The sequence below is a fragment of the Paenibacillus sp. LRG-1 genome, from assembly GCF_057220305.1.
The window spans coordinates 4,394,026-4,415,225 of record NZ_CM170126.1 but is presented as its reverse complement, the minus strand read 5'-3'; the positions used below and the strand labels follow the sequence as shown (position 1 = coordinate 4,415,225).

14 protein-coding genes are annotated in these 21,200 nt (G+C 47.0%); 8 read left to right on the top strand and 6 right to left on the bottom strand.

The window, feature by feature from the left end; translation table 11 throughout:
- Positions 1 to 126: 126 nt before the first annotated feature.
- Positions 127 to 1,077, bottom strand: a complete 951-nt coding sequence (locus ACUUJN_RS19470) for an acetylxylan esterase (protein ID WP_053325927.1) — start codon at positions 1,075 to 1,077, stop codon at positions 127 to 129.
- Between the two features lie 36 nt (positions 1,078 to 1,113).
- Positions 1,114 to 1,377, bottom strand: coding sequence for a YkgJ family cysteine cluster protein (locus ACUUJN_RS19465; RefSeq protein WP_341057763.1), 264 nt, complete (start codon positions 1,375 to 1,377; stop codon positions 1,114 to 1,116).
- Between the two features lie 296 nt (positions 1,378 to 1,673).
- On the opposite strand from ACUUJN_RS19465, the gene ACUUJN_RS19460 reads away from it, so the two are divergent.
- Positions 1,674 to 1,931, top strand: a complete 258-nt coding sequence (locus ACUUJN_RS19460; RefSeq protein WP_023989828.1) for a GlsB/YeaQ/YmgE family stress response membrane protein — start codon at positions 1,674 to 1,676, stop codon at positions 1,929 to 1,931.
- A gap of 129 nt (positions 1,932 to 2,060) precedes the next feature.
- Here ACUUJN_RS19460 and ACUUJN_RS19455 read toward each other — a convergent pair whose 3' ends face one another.
- Positions 2,061 to 3,362: an MFS transporter gene (locus tag ACUUJN_RS19455; RefSeq protein ID WP_053325926.1), complete on the bottom strand. Its 1,302-nt coding sequence runs from the start codon at positions 3,360 to 3,362 to the stop codon at positions 2,061 to 2,063.
- Between the two features lie 279 nt (positions 3,363 to 3,641).
- Between ACUUJN_RS19455 and ACUUJN_RS19450 the strand changes: the two genes are divergently transcribed.
- The 3 genes from ACUUJN_RS19450 to ACUUJN_RS19440 all read left to right on the top strand — a co-directional run bounded on the left by ACUUJN_RS19450 (position 3,642) and on the right by ACUUJN_RS19440 (position 6,002).
- Complete coding sequence (locus tag ACUUJN_RS19450; protein WP_023989826.1) at positions 3,642 to 4,493, top strand: amino acid ABC transporter substrate-binding protein; 852 nt, start codon at positions 3,642 to 3,644, stop codon at positions 4,491 to 4,493.
- Positions 4,494 to 4,566: 73 nt separating this feature from the next.
- On the top strand, positions 4,567 to 5,235 hold the full coding sequence (locus ACUUJN_RS19445; protein ID WP_028542488.1) for an amino acid ABC transporter permease: 669 nt from the start codon (positions 4,567 to 4,569) through the stop codon (positions 5,233 to 5,235).
- Positions 5,236 to 5,249: 14 nt separating this feature from the next.
- The gene (locus ACUUJN_RS19440) at positions 5,250 to 6,002 is read left to right on the top strand and encodes an amino acid ABC transporter ATP-binding protein (RefSeq protein WP_028542489.1); all 753 of its coding nucleotides are present in this window, start codon (positions 5,250 to 5,252) and stop codon (positions 6,000 to 6,002) included.
- Between the two features lie 119 nt (positions 6,003 to 6,121).
- Here ACUUJN_RS19440 and ACUUJN_RS19435 read toward each other — a convergent pair whose 3' ends face one another.
- The 3 genes from ACUUJN_RS19435 to ACUUJN_RS19425 all read right to left on the bottom strand — a co-directional run bounded on the left by ACUUJN_RS19435 (position 6,122) and on the right by ACUUJN_RS19425 (position 10,277).
- Positions 6,122 to 7,276 carry an MFS transporter gene (locus ACUUJN_RS19435; protein WP_071558391.1) on the bottom strand — a complete coding sequence of 385 codons (1,155 nt, stop codon included), beginning with the start codon at positions 7,274 to 7,276 and terminating at the stop codon, positions 6,122 to 6,124.
- 261 nt (positions 7,277 to 7,537) lie between these two features.
- Positions 7,538 to 8,818, bottom strand: coding sequence for an AAA family ATPase (locus ACUUJN_RS19430; RefSeq protein WP_023989822.1), 1,281 nt, complete (start codon positions 8,816 to 8,818; stop codon positions 7,538 to 7,540).
- A gap of 1 nt (position 8,819) precedes the next feature.
- The gene (locus ACUUJN_RS19425) at positions 8,820 to 10,277 is read right to left on the bottom strand and encodes an RtcB family protein (protein ID WP_076157571.1); all 1,458 of its coding nucleotides are present in this window, start codon (positions 10,275 to 10,277) and stop codon (positions 8,820 to 8,822) included.
- 546 nt (positions 10,278 to 10,823) lie between these two features.
- Here ACUUJN_RS19425 and ACUUJN_RS19420 point away from each other — a divergent pair.
- From ACUUJN_RS19420 to ACUUJN_RS19405, 4 genes are all read left to right on the top strand, one after another.
- Positions 10,824 to 11,153, top strand: coding sequence for an ArsR/SmtB family transcription factor (locus ACUUJN_RS19420; protein WP_013311437.1), 330 nt, complete (start codon positions 10,824 to 10,826; stop codon positions 11,151 to 11,153).
- Between the two features lie 29 nt (positions 11,154 to 11,182).
- Positions 11,183 to 12,964: a SulP family inorganic anion transporter gene (locus ACUUJN_RS19415; protein ID WP_023989820.1), complete on the top strand. Its 1,782-nt coding sequence runs from the start codon at positions 11,183 to 11,185 to the stop codon at positions 12,962 to 12,964.
- A 518-nt stretch (positions 12,965 to 13,482) separates the two neighbouring features.
- Positions 13,483 to 15,108: a S8 family serine peptidase gene (locus ACUUJN_RS19410; protein ID WP_484668833.1), complete on the top strand. Its 1,626-nt coding sequence runs from the start codon at positions 13,483 to 13,485 to the stop codon at positions 15,106 to 15,108.
- A 566-nt stretch (positions 15,109 to 15,674) separates the two neighbouring features.
- Entirely contained in the window at positions 15,675 to 21,182 is a 5,508-nt protein-coding gene (locus ACUUJN_RS19405) for a S8 family serine peptidase (protein ID WP_484668832.1), read from the top strand.
- Positions 21,183 to 21,200: the final 18 nt, after the last annotated feature.

Genomic DNA, 21,200 nt, shown 5'->3' with positions numbered 1-21,200 from the left:
TTAGAAGATTTTTTAGTGTGAAGTGTCGAGGAGTTTGTCTAGCGTAAGCGGAACTGGCCCCGATACAGTAGAAAAGAACATTACGCAGTTTGATGCGTGGTGTTCTTTTTTTGTGCACCGGAGGAATTATGAAAAATGCTGAACTAAAAATTCTGCCGTTTTGCGTCTTTGAAAGCCTTCAACCCAATGTCCGGTAAACGGATAAATTTCAATCGTTTTCGGTGATTCAATACGGTTATAAGCGGCGAAAATCGTCTCTGGCATACACACAGTATCCTTGAACCCTACCGATACCATGATCGGGGTACGAATGCGATGAGCAAGATTCATCACATCAAAATAACTTAATGTATGTAGTACCTGCTCCAAATGCTCCGGAAATCGGTTGACGAATTCAGCTGCTTCCGTCAGTGAACTGGTAGAATTCATCATACCAAAATCCATATGACACATATTGGGGATATCCGCGACCGTAATGGCAGCTTTATCGCTGAGCGCAGCCACCATTAATGAAAGTCCGCCGCCCTGACTGGCGCCACTGATTGCGATTTTAGCCGAATCAACATCCGACTGCTCCGCTACCCAATCTACGGCTCTAAGGGCATCGGTTGTAATCGTTTTGTAGTAGCAGGTATCCTTGTCCAATATTCCTTTCGTTACCCAGCCTTTAACCGTACCGTGAGGATCACCCAGACGGTCTCCCGTTTCTCCTCCCTGACCACGTACATCTACTGCCAATACAGCAAAGCCAAGCATGAGCCAAGAGGAATAATCTTCAGGATAGCCTTTTCCGCCTGTATAGCCATGAAACAGAACGATACACGGCAGCTTTTGATCTCCGGCAAATCGGGGGCGTACATACCAGGCATGCAGAGGCGTATCATCGACACCCTCAAAAGTAACCCGGTAGGCAAGGATATGAGGATAAGGTGTTTCTACGGGAGCTTTGAACGCACGTACAGGTTTGGTGTGTACTTCTTCCAATGTTTTGGCCCAGAATAAATCGATATCCTTCGGGGCGGTAAGATCGGGCCGATATTGCTTTAATTCGGCAATTCTTTTTTCAATAACATTCATAATTAAAATTCTCCTTCATATAGAATGAACTTCTCCTTAAGCTTTACCCGGTAAAGTTGACTCCTCCAGCTTTCTCAGCAGTTCAAATGCTCTTTCATTAGTGCTTCCACACGTATCCTCATCAGCATGGAATCCACTGCATACAACTGGGCGCTCGGGTTTGCCAAACAATCGGCAACGGTAATCGGAAGTGAGCTGAGGGCAAGGAACACCAGCTGGTTTTCCATCTGGCATGCCGGGAATAGGGGAAGAAATCGTAATGGCAATACAGCACGCGGCACATCCTACTCGACACTCCAGTTGGGGTCACTCCTTAAAATCTGTTATTTTTGTAACTTATGCATGAAGTGACATTAATGAAGCCATAATGTGAGGATGGCACAAAAAAAGCAGGAATACAAGGATAAACGCATATGAGACACACTTTTCACACAAGGGGTATAAATAGTCGTAGAGGCACGTAAGATGGTATCAAGTCCCTAAATCAGTGTTCCGTTATGTGGTAATATTAACCAATCGTCTTTTGTGTGTTCAAAAGGAGTTCGAGTGGTTAATAATAGAACACAACGATAAAAACTTAAACGAGGTGACGCAAAATGAGTTGGTTATGGGCATTGATTGTTGGTGGTATTATTGGTTGGTTGGCAGGAATTATTGCAGGTCGTGATGTTCCGGGTGGCGTGATAGGTAACATCATCGCTGGTTTTATCGGCGCATGGTTGGGTAGCTTGATTCTGGGAAACTGGGGTCCTGAAATCGGATCGTTCTACATCGTTCCTGCATTAATTGGTGCGATTGTGCTGGTCGTGATTGTAAGCTTGATCTTCCGTTCCGTTGGACGGAGTAGAGGGTAACTTTACGAATTATTGAATAGACTAGCCCCTATGGGGCACAAGGCTAAAAATGGAAAGAAGCTGCTTCCGCAAGGTTCGAAAATGAACCTGTGGGAGCAGCTTTTTTTGAGGAAAAGTGACGAATTTTTCCTATTGAAAACGCCTGATATGAGGAACACTTAGAACGCCAAGCACGATACACATGCCGATGGTTGCAAACATGCCAATTGTGAACATACCACCAAGCTTATCCGCTACAGCACCTACGGCCAGATAGCCGACAGGGAGCAGGGCAAAGGAAAACATTAGATCCAGACTAGCTACACGTCCAAAAGACTCGGCTGGGACTAATTCCTGAAGGCTTGTCTCCCAGATAATCGCAAATATCATAATGCCAAATCCTTCGAGCATCATGCTCATAATCAGTCCTGGCATCCAAGTGACTACAGACAACAGTAGTAAAGCAAGGCCGCTGACAAAAGCTCCTAAGTATGCGAGCAGACCGCGATGCTTCCAATGTTTGCGTGATCCATACACAAAGGCCCCTAGCATGGCGCCAATGCCGCTACTTGCCATCGCAATGCCGTATACGACTGGATTGTAGCCATGATGAACCTTGAACAGCCACGGAATGAGTACAGCGATAATGCCTGAATAACAAATATTAATGAAGGAAAAGGCAAGAATCGTAATCCATAGCCAGGGGTGGCTTTTGAGAATGATAAAGCCTGCGATAAAATCCTTGAGAAAATGCTGTCCACCCTGATCTTGCTGTTCTGGATCTACCTGACCTTTGCCGATGATGGAGGCCAAATGAGCGCTCAGCATCCAAAAACAGGCAAAAGATATCAGATAAGCGATGGAATCCAGTCCAAAGCCGACACCCGGTGAGGAAAAAGATACAATGAAGCCTCCTAACGGAGGGCCAAGTAGACGGACGGCTTGTATACTGATCTGACTAAGCGCGTTAGCTGCATTACGTATGTCCGGTGTGAACACCTGTGCGCGTAAGGCAGAATAAGCAGGATTAAAGATACCGTCCATCAATCCGTACAACGCTAGGCCAACGAATAGAACCGGCAATTTCATCCCGCCTGTAAACATCAGCACCGCCGCAATGAACATCAGTCCAAACCGGGCGATATTCGTAAACAGAAGGAGACGAATTCGGTCAATTCTGTCCACGATCATTCCTGCGAAAGGCAGAATAAGTACGTTAGGCAGCATATAAACAGTCATCGCCAGTCCCATGATAGTAGTCGAGCCTGTTAGGGAATAGATAACCAGTGGCAAAATGACTGTGGTGACTGAGCTCCCCAACATTGCGATCCAATGTCCAAGCCACAACAAGGTGAACGCTTTGGATTGTTTTAAAGGTGAAGTGAAGGTAGCCCAGGCCGAGTGACTTCCTTCAGGTGATGTAGAGGATAAGGTTGAATTTTGGGTATCCATGATCACACTCCGGTAAATATTTAACTGCATATTAAAACCTATTATACGAAATCTCTAACGTAAGGGTACAGAAAAAAAGTTGCTGTGAGGGGAGTTGTAATGAATAGCCTGCCAATGAAAGAGTCAACCTAGAATAACTTTAGGCTGCAAAGATATATAACTTACCTTTTGCATAGGGATTATTGGATAAAAGCATTGACGCGTGAAAATGAATGATGTACTATTCAATGACCAGCCGCGTGCTAGGTTATCAAGAAAAAGGGAAAGAGTGTGGATACCATGAAAAAATTTAGTTTTTTGCCGATTGTACTCATCGTGATGGCATTGCTGGTTTCGGCCTGCGGTAACAACGATAAAGGCGCCAGTACCAATAATGCATCTACCGGAGATAACGGATCTAATAATGGAAAAGCAGATACTACTGCTACAGCTACTCTTGAATCTGTAAAAGCAAGCGGCAAGCTAAGAATTGGCACGGAAGGTACCTATGCTCCGTTTACCTACCATGATGCTGCTGGTAAGCTGACAGGCTTCGATGTCGATATTGCGACTGAAGTGAGTAAACGCCTGGGGGTGCAACCGGAGTTTATCGAGACGCAATGGGATGGCATATTCGCAGGGTTGAACTCCAAGCGGTTTGACACGGTTTTTAATGAAGTATCCATTACAGATGAGCGTAAGCAAAAATATGATTTTTCCGATCCGTACATTGTCTCCAAGGCAGTTCTGATCGTAAGCGAAGACAATACAGACATCCAGAAATTTGCTGATCTAAAAGGAAAAAAGGCTGGGCAGTCCCTGACCAGTAACCTGACTCAAATCGCGAAAAGCAACGGTGCGGAAATTGTGGCAACAGAGGGATTCAACCAAGCCATCGACCTCCTCACTTCCAAACGGGTGGATGCGACCGTCAATGATGGATTATCCTATCTCGATCTGAAAAAGCAAAAGCCTGACGCACCCATCAAAAAGGTGGACGAATCTCCAGATGCTTCACACAGCGCAGCTGTATTCAATAAAGGCAGCGAAGATTTGATCAAGGAAGTAAACAAAGCGCTGGCTGATATGAAGGCTGATGGTACGTACCTGAAAATTTCCGAGAAATATTTTGGAGCTGACGTATCCAAATAATAAATGAAGACCAAACGTTCGCCAAGTCGAACCGAATCTTCTCAAACCTATCTTTTCAAAGGATGTCTGTACAATGGATGATCGTCAAATACAAATCATTATCGATTCATTATTGCCTCTGCTAAAAGCAGGGGTTTCTTTTACGATTCCGCTCACGCTTATCTCCTTTGCTCTGGGACTCGTGCTGGCGCTGATTACAGCGTTGGCCCGGCTGTCCAAATGGAGAATACTCAAGCTGATTTTCGGCTTCTATGTCTGGGTGATTCGAGGAACTCCTTTGCTGGTGCAATTGTATATTATTTTCTATGGTTTACCTTCCGTGGGTATTACACTGGACCCGTTTATTGCTTCAGTGATCGGCTTTACCCTCAGCGTAGGGGCTTATAGCTCTGAAATTATGCGTGCGGCTATCATATCCATTCAGGAAGGCCAATGGGAGGCGGGATACTCTCTGGGTATGACGCGCTGGCAAGTATTGCGGCGTATCGTGCTTCCGCAAGCATCCCGTGTGTCCGTACCTCCGTTGGCTAATTCATTCATCAGCTTAGTGAAGGATACCTCACTGGCTGCGACCATCACTTATGTGGAAATGTTCAGAACGGCTAACCAGATTGTAGCTACCACATACGAACCGCTATTGGTGTATACCGAGGCGGGGATTATTTACCTACTGTTTAGCACCATTTTGACTGTGCTGCAAAATTACCTGGAGAAGCGACTAGGCCGTTTTTCCGTCAGATAAAGGAGATTGTACCGGTGATCCAAATTCGGAATATACACAAATCGTTCGGCTCGCTGGAAGTGCTTAAGGGTGTTGACGTGACGTTGGGTAAGGGGAAAGTGCTTGTTATCATCGGTCCTTCAGGTTCTGGTAAAACAACGCTTTTACGCTGCTTGAATTTGCTGGAAATTCCTGACCAAGGAGAGATCCAAGTAGGGGATATTGTACTGAATTTTGCGAAAGGAACGAAGCTCCGGCAAGAAAACATTTTGGCGCTGCGCAAGCGGACAGGGATGGTATTTCAAGCCTACAATCTCTTCCCGCATATGACAGCAGTACAAAATGTGATGGAGGGCCAAGTCACGGTTCAGAAAAAGAGCAAGGATGAGGCGCGCAAACGTGCATTGGAGTTGCTTAAAAAAGTGGGGTTGGCTGATAAAGCGGAATCTTATCCGCATCAGTTATCGGGAGGACAGCAGCAACGGGTCGGTATTGCCCGGGCAATGGCGGTCGAACCTGAGGTACTATTGTTCGACGAGCCGACCTCTGCGCTTGATCCCGAGTTGGTAGGCGAGGTGCTTAAGGTCATGAAGCAACTGGCTGCCGAAGGGATGACCATGGTCATTGTCACCCACGAAATGAAATTTGCAGCTGAGGTCGCGGACCATGTGATTTTGATGGATCAGGGTGTAATCGTTGAGCAGGGTACGCCGCATGAGGTTCTGGAGCAGCCCACCAGTCCACGGGCTATTCAGTTTTTGAATCGTCTGAGCGGGGAAGCGGAATAAAGGGAATTACAGTATTTATTAAAATAAGCGTTTAGACTGAATAAAAAGGCAGCTACAGCCGGGCATTGAAAAATAAGCCTCGCACCCGTAGCTGCCTTTTGCTCATCAGTTGTCCTCTTTTATTTCAATTTTAATGTAAGCAAAAAAGTAATCAACAGAATACAACAGCCTGCTATGAATGGAGCGAACAGATTTGCATCAAACAAAAATCCCGCAAGAGTAGGGCCTAAAATATTCCCGACACTCATATAGGCATTATTCATACCCGCTACATATCCTTGCTCATTCCCGGCCATCTTCGATAATTGTGTATTAAGAGCTGGACGAAGCATAGCTGTGGCAAAGAAAATAAGGGAAGTGACAAGGAAGATACTCCAAAAATTTTTGGCTAAGAGAAATAAAATATAAGCAACTGAGGTGAAAAGAAGCGATCCTTTGATCACCCTTTGTTCACCAAACTTATTGATTATTTTAGCAACAACTAATGCTTGCATACCGACTCCGATCACAGCACCTGCGGTCAGAATGACAGCAATATTTTGAGGTGAGAATTGGAAGCGGTTCGTTACATATAAACCAAGAACAGATTCAAAATTAGCGAGTCCAAAGGTCATCACCAGGACAAGTACAAAGAGCATCGTATATTTTGACTTCAACGATCTCGCGTATTGTTTGTAAATAGATTCTTTCTGAATCATTCTTGCCCGTGCTGCTTTCATTTGCTCTTTCGATAAACTTTCAGGCAAACAAAACACTGAAAAAATAACAGCAACCATAGCAGCACCTGTCGCTGCGTAAAGCGGCACTCTCGTTCCATATCCTGCAAGAAGACCACCCAGTCCAGGTCCAATAACAAATCCGAATGACATGGCTGCGGCTAGCAGGCTATTTCCTTTGGCGCGTTCTTCGGTTGTTGTAATATCCGCTACATATGCCATCATGGGTGGAACAATCAGGGCTGCTGCCATTCCTTCCAGAAGTCTTGAGGTATACAGCATCCACAGCTCATCTCCAATAGCAAAGATAAATTTAGCCACAGCAAAAACAATGACACCTACGACGATGAATGCCTTTCTCCCATATCGATCAGACAGCTGTCCAGTCAGGGGAGAGAGCAGGAATTGTGTCATGCCATAGGCTGCTACCAATAAACCGATCGCCCGTCCACTGGCTCCAAACTCAATGATCAGTTCTGGCAGGATGGGGGTAATTAAACCAACGCCCACCATAACGATGAAGATATTAATCATTAGAATTCCAAGTATTCTTTTCATGCAAAAAACCTCCTTATCCATTGGTTTCTGGATAGGAGGTAGGCATACGAACAAGAAGATACACTGCTCCCGTCAAAGAAGCAATGCTCTTATCGTTAATACCCAAAGCCTACACTAATCCTATCCAGAAAATTCGTAAGATTACGATTTTTTTCTTCGGTAGAATAGGATTAGTAGATCATTGGCTTAAGGTCACCCTTTCGATACTTTATTATTTATCAACGTAACATAAATTTCTTGATAAGGCAATGAAAGGATAACTCAGAAGAACCCGACTCGTCCTTCGGCCACATTTTTTAACCAGTCCTGCTTACGGCTCTTATCGAGCTCGCCTCGCATACCTTTGATAATCAGTTCAATATCGGCTTTTCCCTGCTCATGCCACTCCAGAGCAGTGCTGACATACAGTTCTCCGAGCTGTGCCAGCGAAAACCCGTCAGTCATGGCTGCCGCCTTCTGTGTACCTGTTTCCCCTGCAAAAACAAGGAAGTTGCGCAGCTTGAGATACGCCAGTCGCAGCGCTTCGTCAGGCAAACTGATTTCATAAGCCCGGTCGAAACGCCCTGCCCGGTTCATCAGACCTGGGTCGATTTTTTCGGGATAATTGGTCGTTCCGATCAGGAAGATGCCCTCCTTGGATGTAGCACCGTCGAGGGTATTCAGGAAAAAAGAACGCACCTCCTGAGGCATGGAATCAATGTCCTCAATAACCAGTACCATCGGAGCCAGGCGAGTAGCCGCCTCGAACACCTCTTTGACCGATTCACTGGTTGTATACTCCGTAATTTGCCAGTAGGCTGCCGGACCCGGTACACTGCTGGCAATTGATTTTACAAGTGTTGTTTTACCGTTGCCCGGATGGCCGTATAGCAGAATACCACGCTTGTAAGGAATGTTATAAGTCTGATAGAAGGTACGATCCGCTTCAAAAAACTGATCGAGTGATCGGAAAATATCCCGTTTTATTTCCGCTTTCAAAATCACGTCATCCCGCGTAATTGCGCGGGTTATCGGCTCTGCCTGCCGAGAAAGTCCACGGCTTGTGTCGGTAAAAACGGTGACACGCTTCATATTCTGCTTACGTTCACGACCGCGTACTCCCGCGAGGAAGCCTTGCAGCTCTTGGTCGCCTATCGCAAATACGTAATCTTCATTGTACACGCCATTCTCACGGAAAAAGGGAACTCGCGCCAGCGCGATGCCCCACTTGGGATAGGCGAATACATTATTACGCATCGACAGATGCACGCCATATTCAGGAGTCGGCCCGTCATCGTCATACTGGATGGTGCGTTCCTCCAGACGATCGAAGACCCGTGCTACATGCTCCAGATCGGGACTGCCTGCACGAATGTCCTCCTCCAGTAAATCCCAATACTCAATATTGGGATCATCGCTGGCATACAGCACGTATTTTACGCCGTAGCGGTTATAGAGTGCTTCACTGATACCGTCGATCAGACGGGCATAAGCGGCATAACCGGTAATGCGCCCATCTGTACGTTCATCAAATTCGTAAATAGCTGGGATGTCTATACTCAAATTATTTGGCTCCTTTCAGGGCGGCTAGCGGCTTGCATTTGGCTACAACTGCTGCGAGTCCTGCCCCGGTGACACTTTCGATAATATCATCTACATTTTTGTAGGCTTGCGGAGATTCGTCGATAATGCTTTCCAGTGATGCCTGATTGACCACAATTTCGTCGTCTGTCCCTACACCCAGGGCCCCTGCAAAATCGTCCACACTGACGAGTCGTTTGGTCGCAGAACGCGAACGAATACGGCCTGCTCCATGACAAATGGAGTGGAAGTTATCCTGACCGCCCGGTAAACCTACCATAATATAAGAGGCTGTCCCCATAGAGCCGGGGATCAGGGCCGGATGCCCTGTCGCCTGATAAGGCCGCGGATTGTCGGGGTGTCCTGCTGGAAGAGCACGCGTAGCACCTTTACGATGCACAAACACGCTGCCGTGATCCGGATGGGATTCCTTCCAAGCATAATTGTGCATTAGATCGTATAAAGTACGCAACTCGCACTTTGTACCAAAGACATCGCGGAAGGCTTCACGCACCGAGTATGCGATGAGATGTCGGTTCACCACGGCATAATTTAGCGCCGAATACATCATATCGACATAATGTGCAGCCTCGGGATGGTCCAGCGGTGCGAATACCAGTCTTGGATCGGAGGTACCGAGTCCGAGACGGCTCATCGTCTTGGCAATAGCAGATGAACTTGCCTGGCTGACTGCTCCACCCCAAGCCCGCGATCCAGAATGAATCATCACAGCCACCTGACCGTCGAACATACCCCACGCTTCAGCTGTTTCGCGGTTTTCCTCCGCGATTTCAATCGCCTGAATTTCGACGAAATGATTGCCTCCACCCAGTGTGCCGAGCTGTCGGTGAGCCCGATGCCATGTACGGTCTTCGACAAGATTCAGCACCTCCTCGTCAAAGGAGAACTTACTGTGCTCTACATGGGTGAGTGAGGTGGATTTCTTAGGAGTGTAGCTGTCCGGAATATATTTGTTGGGTAAGCCGTGTAGACCCTTGCGTACAATATGCTCCAGTCGGATATCCGAATAATGCCCGCGCTGGTGGGCTTCCATGGGCAAGTATTTGTCGATGGTTTTGACCAGCTTGCGGCGTAGCTTGGTTTCCTTCAAAGCATCCTTGTGCAGATTGGTCAGGTGTACGCGCATGCCGCAGCCAATATCACTGCCAACGATGGAGGGAGATACATAGCCGTCCTCCATTCCCCATACAGCAGTCGTACCGATGCAGGTTCCGACGCCTACATGTACATCTGGTGTGTATCCCATATAGCGGATACCTGGAATTTGTAAATTGTTATTAGCCATCTCGAACACCTTGTAATCTAGTGAGGAGAAAAGTTGCTGAGAAGCATATACGGTTAGATCACCTGCTGGAAGCTTCATCAGATGGCTGTATGGTCCTTCATGCAAGGACGAGTTGGTTGTATGTTGTATATTCATATAAATGGGGAGTTCCCTTCTTCATGTAAATTCATAAATACTTGCATAAAAAGATTTAAAAAACAAAAAAAACCGCAGACTTGTCGTCTACGGCTTCCTGCACCGAAAGTGTCATTACATTTTATGATCAACACATCATAAATACGTAAAATAACTTGTTCTTCCAATAGCATAAGAAAATAAAAAAGCCTGGCTAATCACGCCGTCAGACAGCGTGATATCGCCCATCATGTCGCCCGAACGGGGCCGATGAGACAAAAACTCAAATATGTGGTTGTATCGTGCTGCCTGTCTGTCGTTATCATATAAAGCTCGGTCATGTCTGTCGGCCCCCTTTTCTTAAAGTTAATTGCTATGTTAATGGAAACCTGTGGAAGCTGTCAACCCCTGAAAGGTAGAAGTGTGGGAGAATGTGACTTTACTCATGGTGAAGTGTGAGTAACATCATAGTTCAATTGGCCCAAAGCTGTTATTGTACTGAATATTCAAATATTCAGATATTGTTGATCGTTTATAGGACAATTCTGTGAGGGGGACGGAGCAGGCATGGAAGGAGATCTCCAGAAATTTAAGGCCGACTTTTTCAAAGCATTGGCTCACCCTCTGCGCATCCGCATTTTGGAGGTGCTGAGTGAAGGAGAACGGAATGTGAACGAGCTGCAGACTGCGCTCGGTTCCGAAGGTTCTGCCGTATCGCAGCAATTGGCCGTTTTACGGGCCAAAAATTTGGTGAACAGCTTCAAGGAAGGTACATCGGTTGTGTATTCACTACGTGATCCGCTTTTGACGGAGCTGCTTGCGGTGGCGCGGCGGATTTTTGACAATCATTTGGTCGAAGCTATCTCGTTGCTGGAAGGTATACGTAACGAGAAGTAATGCTATTACAGAAAAGAAGGGTTATAGGAATGAAGTGGATAGGAAGGTTCGAAGGCTATAACGCAGGGGCTTTGCGAAAGGATCTAATTTCCGGAAGTATTGTAGCGATTGTGGCGATTCCGCTCGGTATGGCGTTTGCCATTGCATCAGGAGTAAAGCCGGAATATGGGCTGTATACGACCATTGTTGCGGGAATTTTGGTTTCGCTGCTGGGAGGGTCCAAATTCCAGATCGGAGGACCTACAGGTGCATTTATTCCGATTTTGCTGGCTATTGTCATGCAATACGGTTATGAGAACCTACTCATAGCCGGTTTTATGGCGGGCATTATGCTCATTTTAATGGGTGTGCTAAGGCTGGGGGCACTGATTAAGTTTATTCCTAAGCCAGTAACAATTGGCTTTACGGCCGGAATTGCCGTGACGATATTTAGCGGTCAGATTGCTAACTTTCTCGGCTTGCGCGGGGTAGAGCGGCATGAAACTTTTCTGCCTTCCATGGCAGAGCTCATCCATCGACTTCCTTCACTGAATGTATATAGTATCCTGACGGCTTGTATCTGTCTTGCCGCGCTTATTTTGGTGCCAAAAAAATGGCCCAAGATACCCGGCTCACTGGTTGGCCTACTCTTGTCAACGCTGGTGGCAGCTTTACTTTTTCCAGGGCAGGTGGCTACCATTGGATCTGCGTATGGCGCAATTCCAGCATCTTTACCTGAGCTACATATTCCTGTGATGACGTGGGATTTGATCGTGAAACTCTTGCCGCCAGCACTTGTTATTGCAATGCTGGGAGCTATTGAATCTCTGCTTTCAGCGGTGGTAGCTGACGGTATGACGGGAGCTCGGCATAACAGCAATCGTGAACTGGTTGGACAAGGGATTGCTAATTTGCTGACACCGCTGTTCGGCGGTATTCCTGCGACAGGTGCAATTGCCCGCACTGCCACAAATATCCGTAACGGTGCTGTTTCTCCTATGTCAGGCATCGTACATGGGTTCGTGGTGCTCCTCATTCTGGTGCTTTTTGCACCTTATGCATCTAATATTCCGTTGGCCAGTATGGCTCCGGTGCTGATGGTAGTAGCGTGGAATATGAGTGAGCGCAAGCATTTTGCGCACATTCTCAAAACGCGGACAGCGGATTCTATCGTACTGGTTGTCACCTTTTTGCTGACGGTTTTTACGACGCTGACAACGGCTGTGGAGGTGGGTTTAATTCTGGCGGTTGTATTGTTTGTTAAACGTATGAGCAATACACTTTCAGTAGACAAGGTGCTTCCTGATCCTTCTGTAAAACATGAAAAAGTAGGCGCGCATATGGTCACAGATCAGCATGATTGTCCACAGGTGGCTATTTACAATGTGGAAGGCCCTCTATTTTTCGGTGCAGCTTCGGTATTGGAAAACTCAGGTGTGGGAGGTCAGACTGACCACCTACAAGGGATTTTGTTGTTGCGTATGGGAAAGGTCCCTTTTATGGATATGACGGGAGAAGGTAACTTTACCGCATTAATTCAGAAATACCGGAAGTCTGGCGGGACGGTGCTTGTTTCCGGACTCCAGCCTCAACCGCTGGCATTACTACAGAAAACCGGATGCTACGACATGATTGGACAAAAGCATTTTTTCGAACATACAGGAGAGGCCCTTACGGCTGCCCTTGCGCTGGTGAATCAGGATCATTGCTGTGGATGCAGGCAAATGGCTTTCCGAGAATGTACGAGTCTGTGCCGCAGATCGCAGCAAACCAAATCTTCCTTTCCAGACGGAGCCATTTCGGTTCCCTTACCAGTAAATAGCGGCAGATAACACTCTTTTAAATTTGTTGCTGAATGCCGAAAAATCTCTTCTAATCTCCGAAACCAAGTGCACAATGAAGACTTGCATTTGCTTCGAAAATGGAAGAGATTTTTCTCTTCTTAAAGAAAAAAAGGAATAAAATTCAAAAAAATGCTTGAATATCTGATTTTATGACACTATACTAGATTCAAAAGATACCATATGTTTCATTCTTTTGTTTTAAATTGTATTTTAATACTTGCTTATCAACCTCCTCGATCACTTCTAGTTTCTTACCCTACCTTTTTCTTCATTTTTTTCACTTACTATTTTCAAACTTGTCCACCTGTTCCTACCCGATGCTCGTTCTTTGCGGTCTGCACCAAGGGTTATTCACCTCAGAATGATGACCTATGGATTTCACCCCAGCGGAATCTATATTTTTTAAAGGAGGTGAGTACCAGAGGCTATTTTGTGAGCTTTTGACGTAGCTCCTCGGAGGCTGTCCTTGAGAATTAAAAAAACCAAGTAAAGGGAGATGGAAAGTATTGATTAAGTCGAAAAATATCAAAAAGACGCTGTCGGTCAGTTTTACCGCTCTTCTTGCTTTTTCTCTAATTTCTCCGGTATATGGAGATTCCAGCACAACCACCTCAGCAGGAGGATCAACCATTTCCGCCAAGGTTTCAGCCAAGCTGAACCAACAATTCAGTGCCAGTGAGTATGTCACCTATCTGGTTAAATTGAAGGATCAGGTGGATACGGAGTCAGTTGCCAAGCATGCTTTCCAAAAGGCCTCTGCAGAGCAAATTTCACCCGCTGCTGCTAAGCTTTCTGTACGTACAACGGTTGTGAACTCTCTCATGGATACAGCAGAAAAAACGCAACAATCCGTGGAAGAATACTTAAAGAAGGAAGTCAATAACGGAAACGTCAAAAAATACAAGAGTTACTTTATCGTGAACGCATTTACGGTAACCAGCACCAAAGAGGTCATGGATAATCTCGCCACACTTCCTGAGATCGACAAAATTTTACCGGATGAAAAGCGGGAACTGCAAAAGGTAGAAATAGATAAGGATGCCCAGCCCGTAGTTGAGGAATCTACAGCTGACCAAGCGGTTGCAGATCAAGCCGCTGTAGATACGGCTGTGACGGAAGAGAATGCGCAAAAATCGGTGGAAGAATCCGTGTATAAGGATGCTGTAACGCCAAGCCGTGTCGAGTGGAATATTTCTAAAATCAAAGCACCACAGGTTTGGGCCAAAGGCATTGACGGCAAAGGCATTGTTGTCGCCAATCTGGATACAGGCGTTGAATATACTCATCCGGCACTGAAAAGAAAATGGCGTGGTCTGAACGCTTCCGGCCAGGTCGTTAATCCAGAACTGAGCTGGTATGATGCGGTTAATGGAGCATCGCTGCCAACTGATTCAAATGGACATGGTACACATACGATGGGGACGAGCGTTGGCTCGGACAGCAACGGTACGAATGAAATCGGTGTTGCTCCCGGCGCCAAATGGATTGCGGTTCGAGTATTCAATCCAGATACCACCGACTCCATCTTACTGGACGGTGGACAGTGGATTCTTGCTCCTGTAGATAAAAACGGTAAAAAGCACCCTGAGCTTGCACCGGATGTGGTGAATAACTCTTGGGGCGGTGGACCTGGCCTGGATGAATGGTATCGTCCAGTCACCAAGGCGTGGAGAGCGGCTCAGATTTTCCCTGAGTTCTCCGCTGGCAACACAACATTGTCCAATCCGGGCGGACCTGGGTCTGTAGCCAATCCGGCGAATCTACCGGAAGCTTATGCGACAGGAGCCACGGACGTAAACAACAAGCTAGCCAGCTTCTCGCTGCGCGGTCCTTCTCCTTATGGCGAAGTGAAGCCTGAAATTTCGGCTCCTGGTGTAAACATCCGTTCTTCTGTACCGGGCGGAGTGTATGAGGGGGGATGGAACGGTACTTCTATGGCAGGCCCGCATACTGCTGGATTAGCGGCATTACTGCTTCAGGCCAAGCCATCTTTGACTGTGGATCAACTGGAGGATGTTATTTCAAAAACAGCGACGCCGCTGACAGATAGCCAGTATCGGACTTCACCGAACAATGGTTACGGATATGGTCTGATCGACGCGCTTGCTGCGGTGAACTCCGTACTTAAGTGAGGATTTTGCAAAAATCCTATAAGCGACTTCCAATGAACAAGATATAGAGCGAAAGATAGGATTAAGAAAGACCCCCGAATATCCCTTTGAGCGGCTTGTACAGAGATTGCATACACCTATTAACCGTGTAATGCACTATTACGTAGCCGCAAAAAGGGGTTTTCGTACATAAAAGAATATAAAAGTCATAGAATTTCAAGAAAAATGCAAAAAAATGACTTGTATATCTGTTTTGATAACTTTATACTATTCCATAATATATGATTATATATCAATTTTTAATATAAAATGTAATGATATAACATGTTTTTCTTCGAATTTCTCCTGCTTTTTCTCCTTGGTTTCTACTGAATTCATCGCTTTTCTATTGGGATTGCAAACTCACCTATGAAGTACTGCTACCTATGAACAGCCAAATATTTTTGTGCCTCTATATTCTATGAAGGAGGTGGTCGCCAACCACATCGTGTTGCGCAACCCGTGTGTTTGATGTGTAAGGTATGAGGTCTTACTCTGTACAGGTTATTCCAGAAACATTAAACCTAGTAAAAGGAGTGGAGAAGTAATTGATTAAACCTAAACGATTCAAGAAACCACTATCTATCGGACTATCTTTGCTAATGGCCTTTTCCTTTGTTCAACCCGCTTTGGCGAATAACACACCAGATGGCTCCAAGCTGGAGCTGAAATCCGCCTCGCATAAGGTCACGACCGCGAAGGTATCCCCGAAACTGACCAAACAGTTTGAGGAGAATAACTATGTTACCTATCTGGTCAAATTAAAAGAACAGGTAGACACCAACAAGGTTTCCAAAAATGCTCTTCAAAAGGCCTCACTTGAGAAAATAACACCTTCCGCTGCCAAAATGGCTGCACGCAGCCATGTGATCAGTTCTCTGCGTGAAACGGCTTCAAGAACCCAATATGGGCTTGAAAATTATTTGGATAAGCAATCAGAGAGCGGCGGAGTGAAGGAATATAAAAGCTTTTTTATTGTCAATGCATTGGCTGTAACAAGCACCAAGGAGGTGCTGGATCATATTTCGCAGCTGCCTGAGGTCGATAAAGTCTTGCCGAATGAAACGCGTTATCTGCAAAAGGTGACGGTTGACAAGCAAGCAGAGGGAGCAAATGCCAAAACGGCTGAAACAGCTAAAACAGTGACAGCAGCCGCAGCGAAGTCTACGACGGTAGAGAAAGCTGTAGAGCTGGAGAAGGACGATGGCAAAACATCGGCTAAGCCTGGCAATGCAGGTAAGAACGATGTAGACCCATCTACGGTGGAATGGAACATATCCCATATTAACGCACCACAAGTGTGGGAAAAAGGAATCGACGGAACCGGAATCGTGGTCGCCAATCTGGATACAGGTGTAGATTATACACATCCGGCCCTTCATCGCAAATGGCGGGGTCTGGACGCGGCAGGCAATGTCGTGAATCCCGAGCTGAGCTGGTACGATCCGCATAGTCATGCAACGCTTCCGGTCGATCAGGAAGACGATTCCCATGGTACACATACGATGGGCACGATGGTCGGCTCTGAGGAAAACGGAACGAACCGAGTTGGCGTTGCACCTGGTGCGAAGTGGATTGCGGTTCGGATTTTTAATCCGGAAACGACGGATGCGATTATACTGGATGGCGGTCAATGGCTGCTTGCGCCAAAAGATGCCCAAGGGAATCTTCATCCCGAGCTTGCTCCAGACGTAGTGAACAACTCGTGGGGAGGCGGACCGGGTCTTGATGAATGGTTCCGGCCTGTGGTTCAGGCATGGCGGGATGCTCAAATCTTCCCTGAATTCTCCGCAGGTAATACCTCTCTTTCCAATCCGGGCGGACCTGCTTCGGTAGCCAATCCGGCGAACTATCCGGAATCCTTCGCTACTGGAGCCACCGATATCAATGATAATCTAGCCAGCTTCTCCTTGTTAGGACCATCACCTTATGGTGAGGTGAAGCCCGAAGTTTCCGCACCGGGTGTTAATATCCGGTCATCTGTCGCTGGTGGCGGCTATAAAGGCGGATATAACGGTACTTCTATGGCCGGACCTCATGTTGCGGCCCTTGCAGCTCTGTTGCTGCAAGCGAATCATTCTCTTACCGTAGACCAGCTTGAGGAAATTTTGATGAACACAGCTACACCGCGCACGGACAGCACATATCCTACTTCGCCAAACAATGGCTACGGACATGGTGTCATTAATGCGCTGGATGCAGTCGGTTCGGTCATGCAAGGTCTGGGCTCCGTGTCTGGTAAAGTTGTAACGGGTGGCGACGATCTGGAAGCACCTGTTCTCGAGCATACACCGCCCGCAGCGGCATTCGAGGGTATTGATATACCTCTGACTGCTCATGTAACGGATGATGTCGGCGTGACGGCCGTTGAGGCATTTGCCAAAACAGCAGGTACGTCAAACTATGTATATATTCCGTTGGAACGGACCTCCGGCGACAGCAAAGATGGTACATATCAAGCGTCCATCCCGACTTTTTTGGTGGACAGCGCTGGTCTGGAATACTATATTCGTGTAAATGATTACGGTAATAACGGATTTGAAACTGAAGTATACAAGGTTAAAATCTCCAAAGGCGTAAAACCAGGCTACACACAAGACTTTGAAAAAGACATTGCCGGTATTAATATCGGTGGACAGGGCAGTGTTTGGAAATGGGGAACTCCGACAAGCGGCCCTAAAAGCGCACATTCGGGTACAAAGGTCATCGCGACTAATCTCGAAGGCCAATATCAGGCCAACTCCAACAGTTATTTTATGGCCCCTCCGATTGATCTGACCGAGAGCTCAAAAGGGGCACTGGTCAGCTTCAAGCATTGGTACGATCTTGAAAACAATTCTGATTTCGGCAAAGTATACGTAGCAACCACAAACAATCAGAATGCGTTTGAGCAGGTATTATCGTTTACTGGCACCAGCAACGGCTGGAAAACACAATATCTTGATTTGCGGGCATTCGCGGGTCAAAAGGTATACCTCCTCTTCAACTTTACGAGTGACAATACGGTTGTGAAAGATGGCTGGTATATTGACGATCTGTCAATTCAGGAGCCAGACACCGTTGCACCTGCTGCGCCGAGCAATTTGACTGCTGAAGCCGATACTGTGGGCAACGTCACACTGGCCTGGAATGCTTCCTCCGATGATGATGTGAAGCAGTACAAGGTGTATCGTTCTACCCAATCAGGCAAAAATTATACTTCCATCGGTACAACCTCAGCACTGACACTCACAGATACCATCACGGTCGGTGGAGCGACCTATCATTATGCAGTGGCGGCTGAGGATTATAGTGGCAATGAAGGAATCAAGTCGAATGAGGCTTCTCTGAGAGTAGACGTGCCGGATACGCTGTATAGCGATCATTTTGACGGCAGCTCGGATAATGGCTGGACTCATTCCGGTACCAAGGATGAGTGGGAACGTGGCATTCCGAAGGAAGTAGGACCAGAAAGCGCAGTGTCCAGACCAAATGTATGGGCAACCGATCTTGATAGCAATTATGAGAACGGAGCTGAATTTTCGCTGGTTTCTCCAAAAATTAATTTACAGGCTGTACGCAATGCAACACTGACCTTCAATCACTGGTTTGAAATTGAGGCCGGCTATGATTACGGTTATGTGGAAGTGTCCAAAAACAATGGCGACACGTGGAGCGAGCTGGGCAAGTTCTCTCACAATACGAATGGGAAAAAGTGGACTCCGGTTTATTACAATCTGGATAGCTACACCGGCAATGAGATCCAAATTCGCTTCCGTTTGAAATCGGATAACAGTGTGAACAAGAACGGCTGGTACATTGACGATTTCCGTGTGTTGGGTATTCCAGCTGCGACAGTGACCAAGGACATCGTACCTGAGTCGAATATCAAGCTGGAAAAGGCGGAAGAACAATTCCCACTGTACAAAATTACAAGCACTGAAAAGAGTGAATTCCAGGAGAAAGTGAAGCCGGCAGAAACAACGGTGGATAGTGGACGTATCGGGCTCGACAGTCTTCCAGCCAGCGCTACGGTTACGGTATTGGAAACCGGACGTTCGGTGAAAACGGATCCGACCACGGGCAAATACAGCTTCACCCATGTAGCGGGCGACTATACGCTGAAGGCTGAAGCCTATGGTTATGTGCCTCAAACGAAAGCAGTCACGATTGAGAATAACAAAGTCATTAGAGCAAACTTTAGCCTTCAGGCCATACCTCACGGTACGATTCACGGGGTCATTACCGACAAGCAATCCGGTGAACCGATCCAAAAAGCGAAAGTGTTGGTGCTGGAGGATGCACGTATTGCTCCGGTAGAGACGAATGAGGCTGGAGAATTTACGCTAGACGTGCTGGAAGGAACATACACATTGTCCATTTCAGCTGAGAATTATTATAGCGACAGTGTATCCGTTATTGCTCCTCCGAATGGTAGCGTGGAAGCGGATGTCACGTTGAAACCTTTCATCGGGTTCCAGGGAGGCATCGCCTACGATGACGGGACAGGAGAAAATGCCAGAGCCTTTAACGCGGCAGGCAATTCATGGGCAGTCAGAATGACGCCTGAATCGGAAGTGGCTCAAGTGACAGGAGCATCGCTTTTGTTCTGGAACTCTGCCTTCCCGAATCCGGGAGGAACGGCATTCCAATATTCTGTCTATGACGCCTCTGGTGCGGCAGGAGCGCCTGGACGATTATTGGCTGGTCCATTCGACGGGACTGCCGTGCGGGATGAGTCACAATGGACGACAGTGCAGCTTCCAGAACCGGTGACGGTTCAAGGTGACTTCTACATCGTATATACACAGTCTGCTGTAGGCACACAGTCGCCGGGTCTTGCTACAGATGAGAGTGGCCCGAATGCACTTCGCAGCTGGCAAGGTGTAAGTGGCGCATGGAGCCAATCACCTGAGGAGGAAGGGAATTACATGATCCGGGCTATCGTCAGATATCCGGTGAATGCTCCAACGATTACGACTCCTACGAAGGCTACGTATACGCAGGAAGAGTCGATTACCGTAACAGGAACTTCCCCGGCAGAAGGAGCCGATATTCAGCTCTTTAACGGTAAGGAGCTGGCTGGCACAACGAAAGTGAAGGATCGCCACTTCAGTTTGTCGGTTGATCTTCAACCAGGAGCTAATCCGCTAAGTGTTCAAGCAGCGGTATACGGCAAATTAACGGATCGTTCCGAAACGGTGGTTGTGACACTCGATCAGACTAAACCGGGTCTGATCCTGACTTCACCTGATGAAGGGGCCCGTACAAACGCGGGTGTAGTCAGTGTAGTCGGTACCGTGTATGACGAGTTCCTCACCGAATTGACGATTAATGGTGAGCCCGCTGAATTTGGAAGTGACGGCAGCTTTAACAAGCGGTTGCTTATCAACGAAGGTGAAAATCAAATTACGGTGACGGCCAAGGATCTTGCCGAAAACGAAACAAGTGTTACGCGCTCGGTGTATGTCGATACAGCTCTGCCGAAGCTTGAAAACATTAGCCCTGCTGAGGATGTGCGTATTACTCCAGGGCAGCCGGTACGAGTATCCTTTGACAGTGCATCCGGTTTGGAGGCGTCCTTCCATGTGGAGCTGCCTTTCAACCTGTCCACTTTGGGCCGCAACGATATTCCATTAAATGAAACTTCGTCAGGCCACTATGAAGGTACTTATTTCACTTCATCTTCTCTGAATCTGGAAGGCGGAGTCATCGTGATCCGGGTAAGGGATGCAGCGGGAAATGAAGTGGAGACGGAGGCACTGGGAAGATTGTATGTAGCCAATGGTGGAGGACAGAACCCTGATCCGAATCCATCCAATGAGAAGCCGGTAGCCATTATTCAGGCTAATGAATCAGCTAAGAAGAACAAAAATGTACAATTTAACGCCAAAGCTTCCCGTGATGTAGACGGTGAGATCGTTAGTTACAGCTGGAATTTTGGCGATGGCGATACGGCGGTCGGTTCCAAGGTGAAGCATAAATTCACCACAGCTGGAACGTATACCGTAGAGCTAACGGTAACGGATAATGACGGCGCAAGTGGTAAGACTGTGCATACGATCACGATCCGTTAACAGCCAGTAGGAAAGGAA

What these genes read in the sequence shown, in the direction of transcription:
- ACUUJN_RS19470 (WP_053325927.1), bottom strand. Translation starts at nt 1,077, where the DNA reads ATGAATGTTATTGAAAAAAGAATTGCCGAATTAAAGCAATATCGGCCC.
- ACUUJN_RS19460 (WP_023989828.1), top strand. Translation starts at nt 1,674, where the DNA reads ATGAGTTGGTTATGGGCATTGATTGTTGGTGGTATTATTGGTTGGTTG.
- ACUUJN_RS19415 (WP_023989820.1), top strand. Translation starts at nt 11,183, where the DNA reads ATGAAGTGGATAGGAAGGTTCGAAGGCTATAACGCAGGGGCTTTGCGA.
- ACUUJN_RS19455 (WP_053325926.1), bottom strand. Translation starts at nt 3,362, where the DNA reads ATGGATACCCAAAATTCAACCTTATCCTCTACATCACCTGAAGGAAGT.
- ACUUJN_RS19420 (WP_013311437.1), top strand. Translation starts at nt 10,824, where the DNA reads ATGGAAGGAGATCTCCAGAAATTTAAGGCCGACTTTTTCAAAGCATTG.
- ACUUJN_RS19435 (WP_071558391.1), bottom strand. Translation starts at nt 7,276, where the DNA reads ATGAAAAGAATACTTGGAATTCTAATGATTAATATCTTCATCGTTATG.
- ACUUJN_RS19445 (WP_028542488.1), top strand. Translation starts at nt 4,567, where the DNA reads ATGGATGATCGTCAAATACAAATCATTATCGATTCATTATTGCCTCTG.
- ACUUJN_RS19450 (WP_023989826.1), top strand. Translation starts at nt 3,642, where the DNA reads ATGAAAAAATTTAGTTTTTTGCCGATTGTACTCATCGTGATGGCATTG.
- ACUUJN_RS19425 (WP_076157571.1), bottom strand. Translation starts at nt 10,277, where the DNA reads ATGAATATACAACATACAACCAACTCGTCCTTGCATGAAGGACCATAC.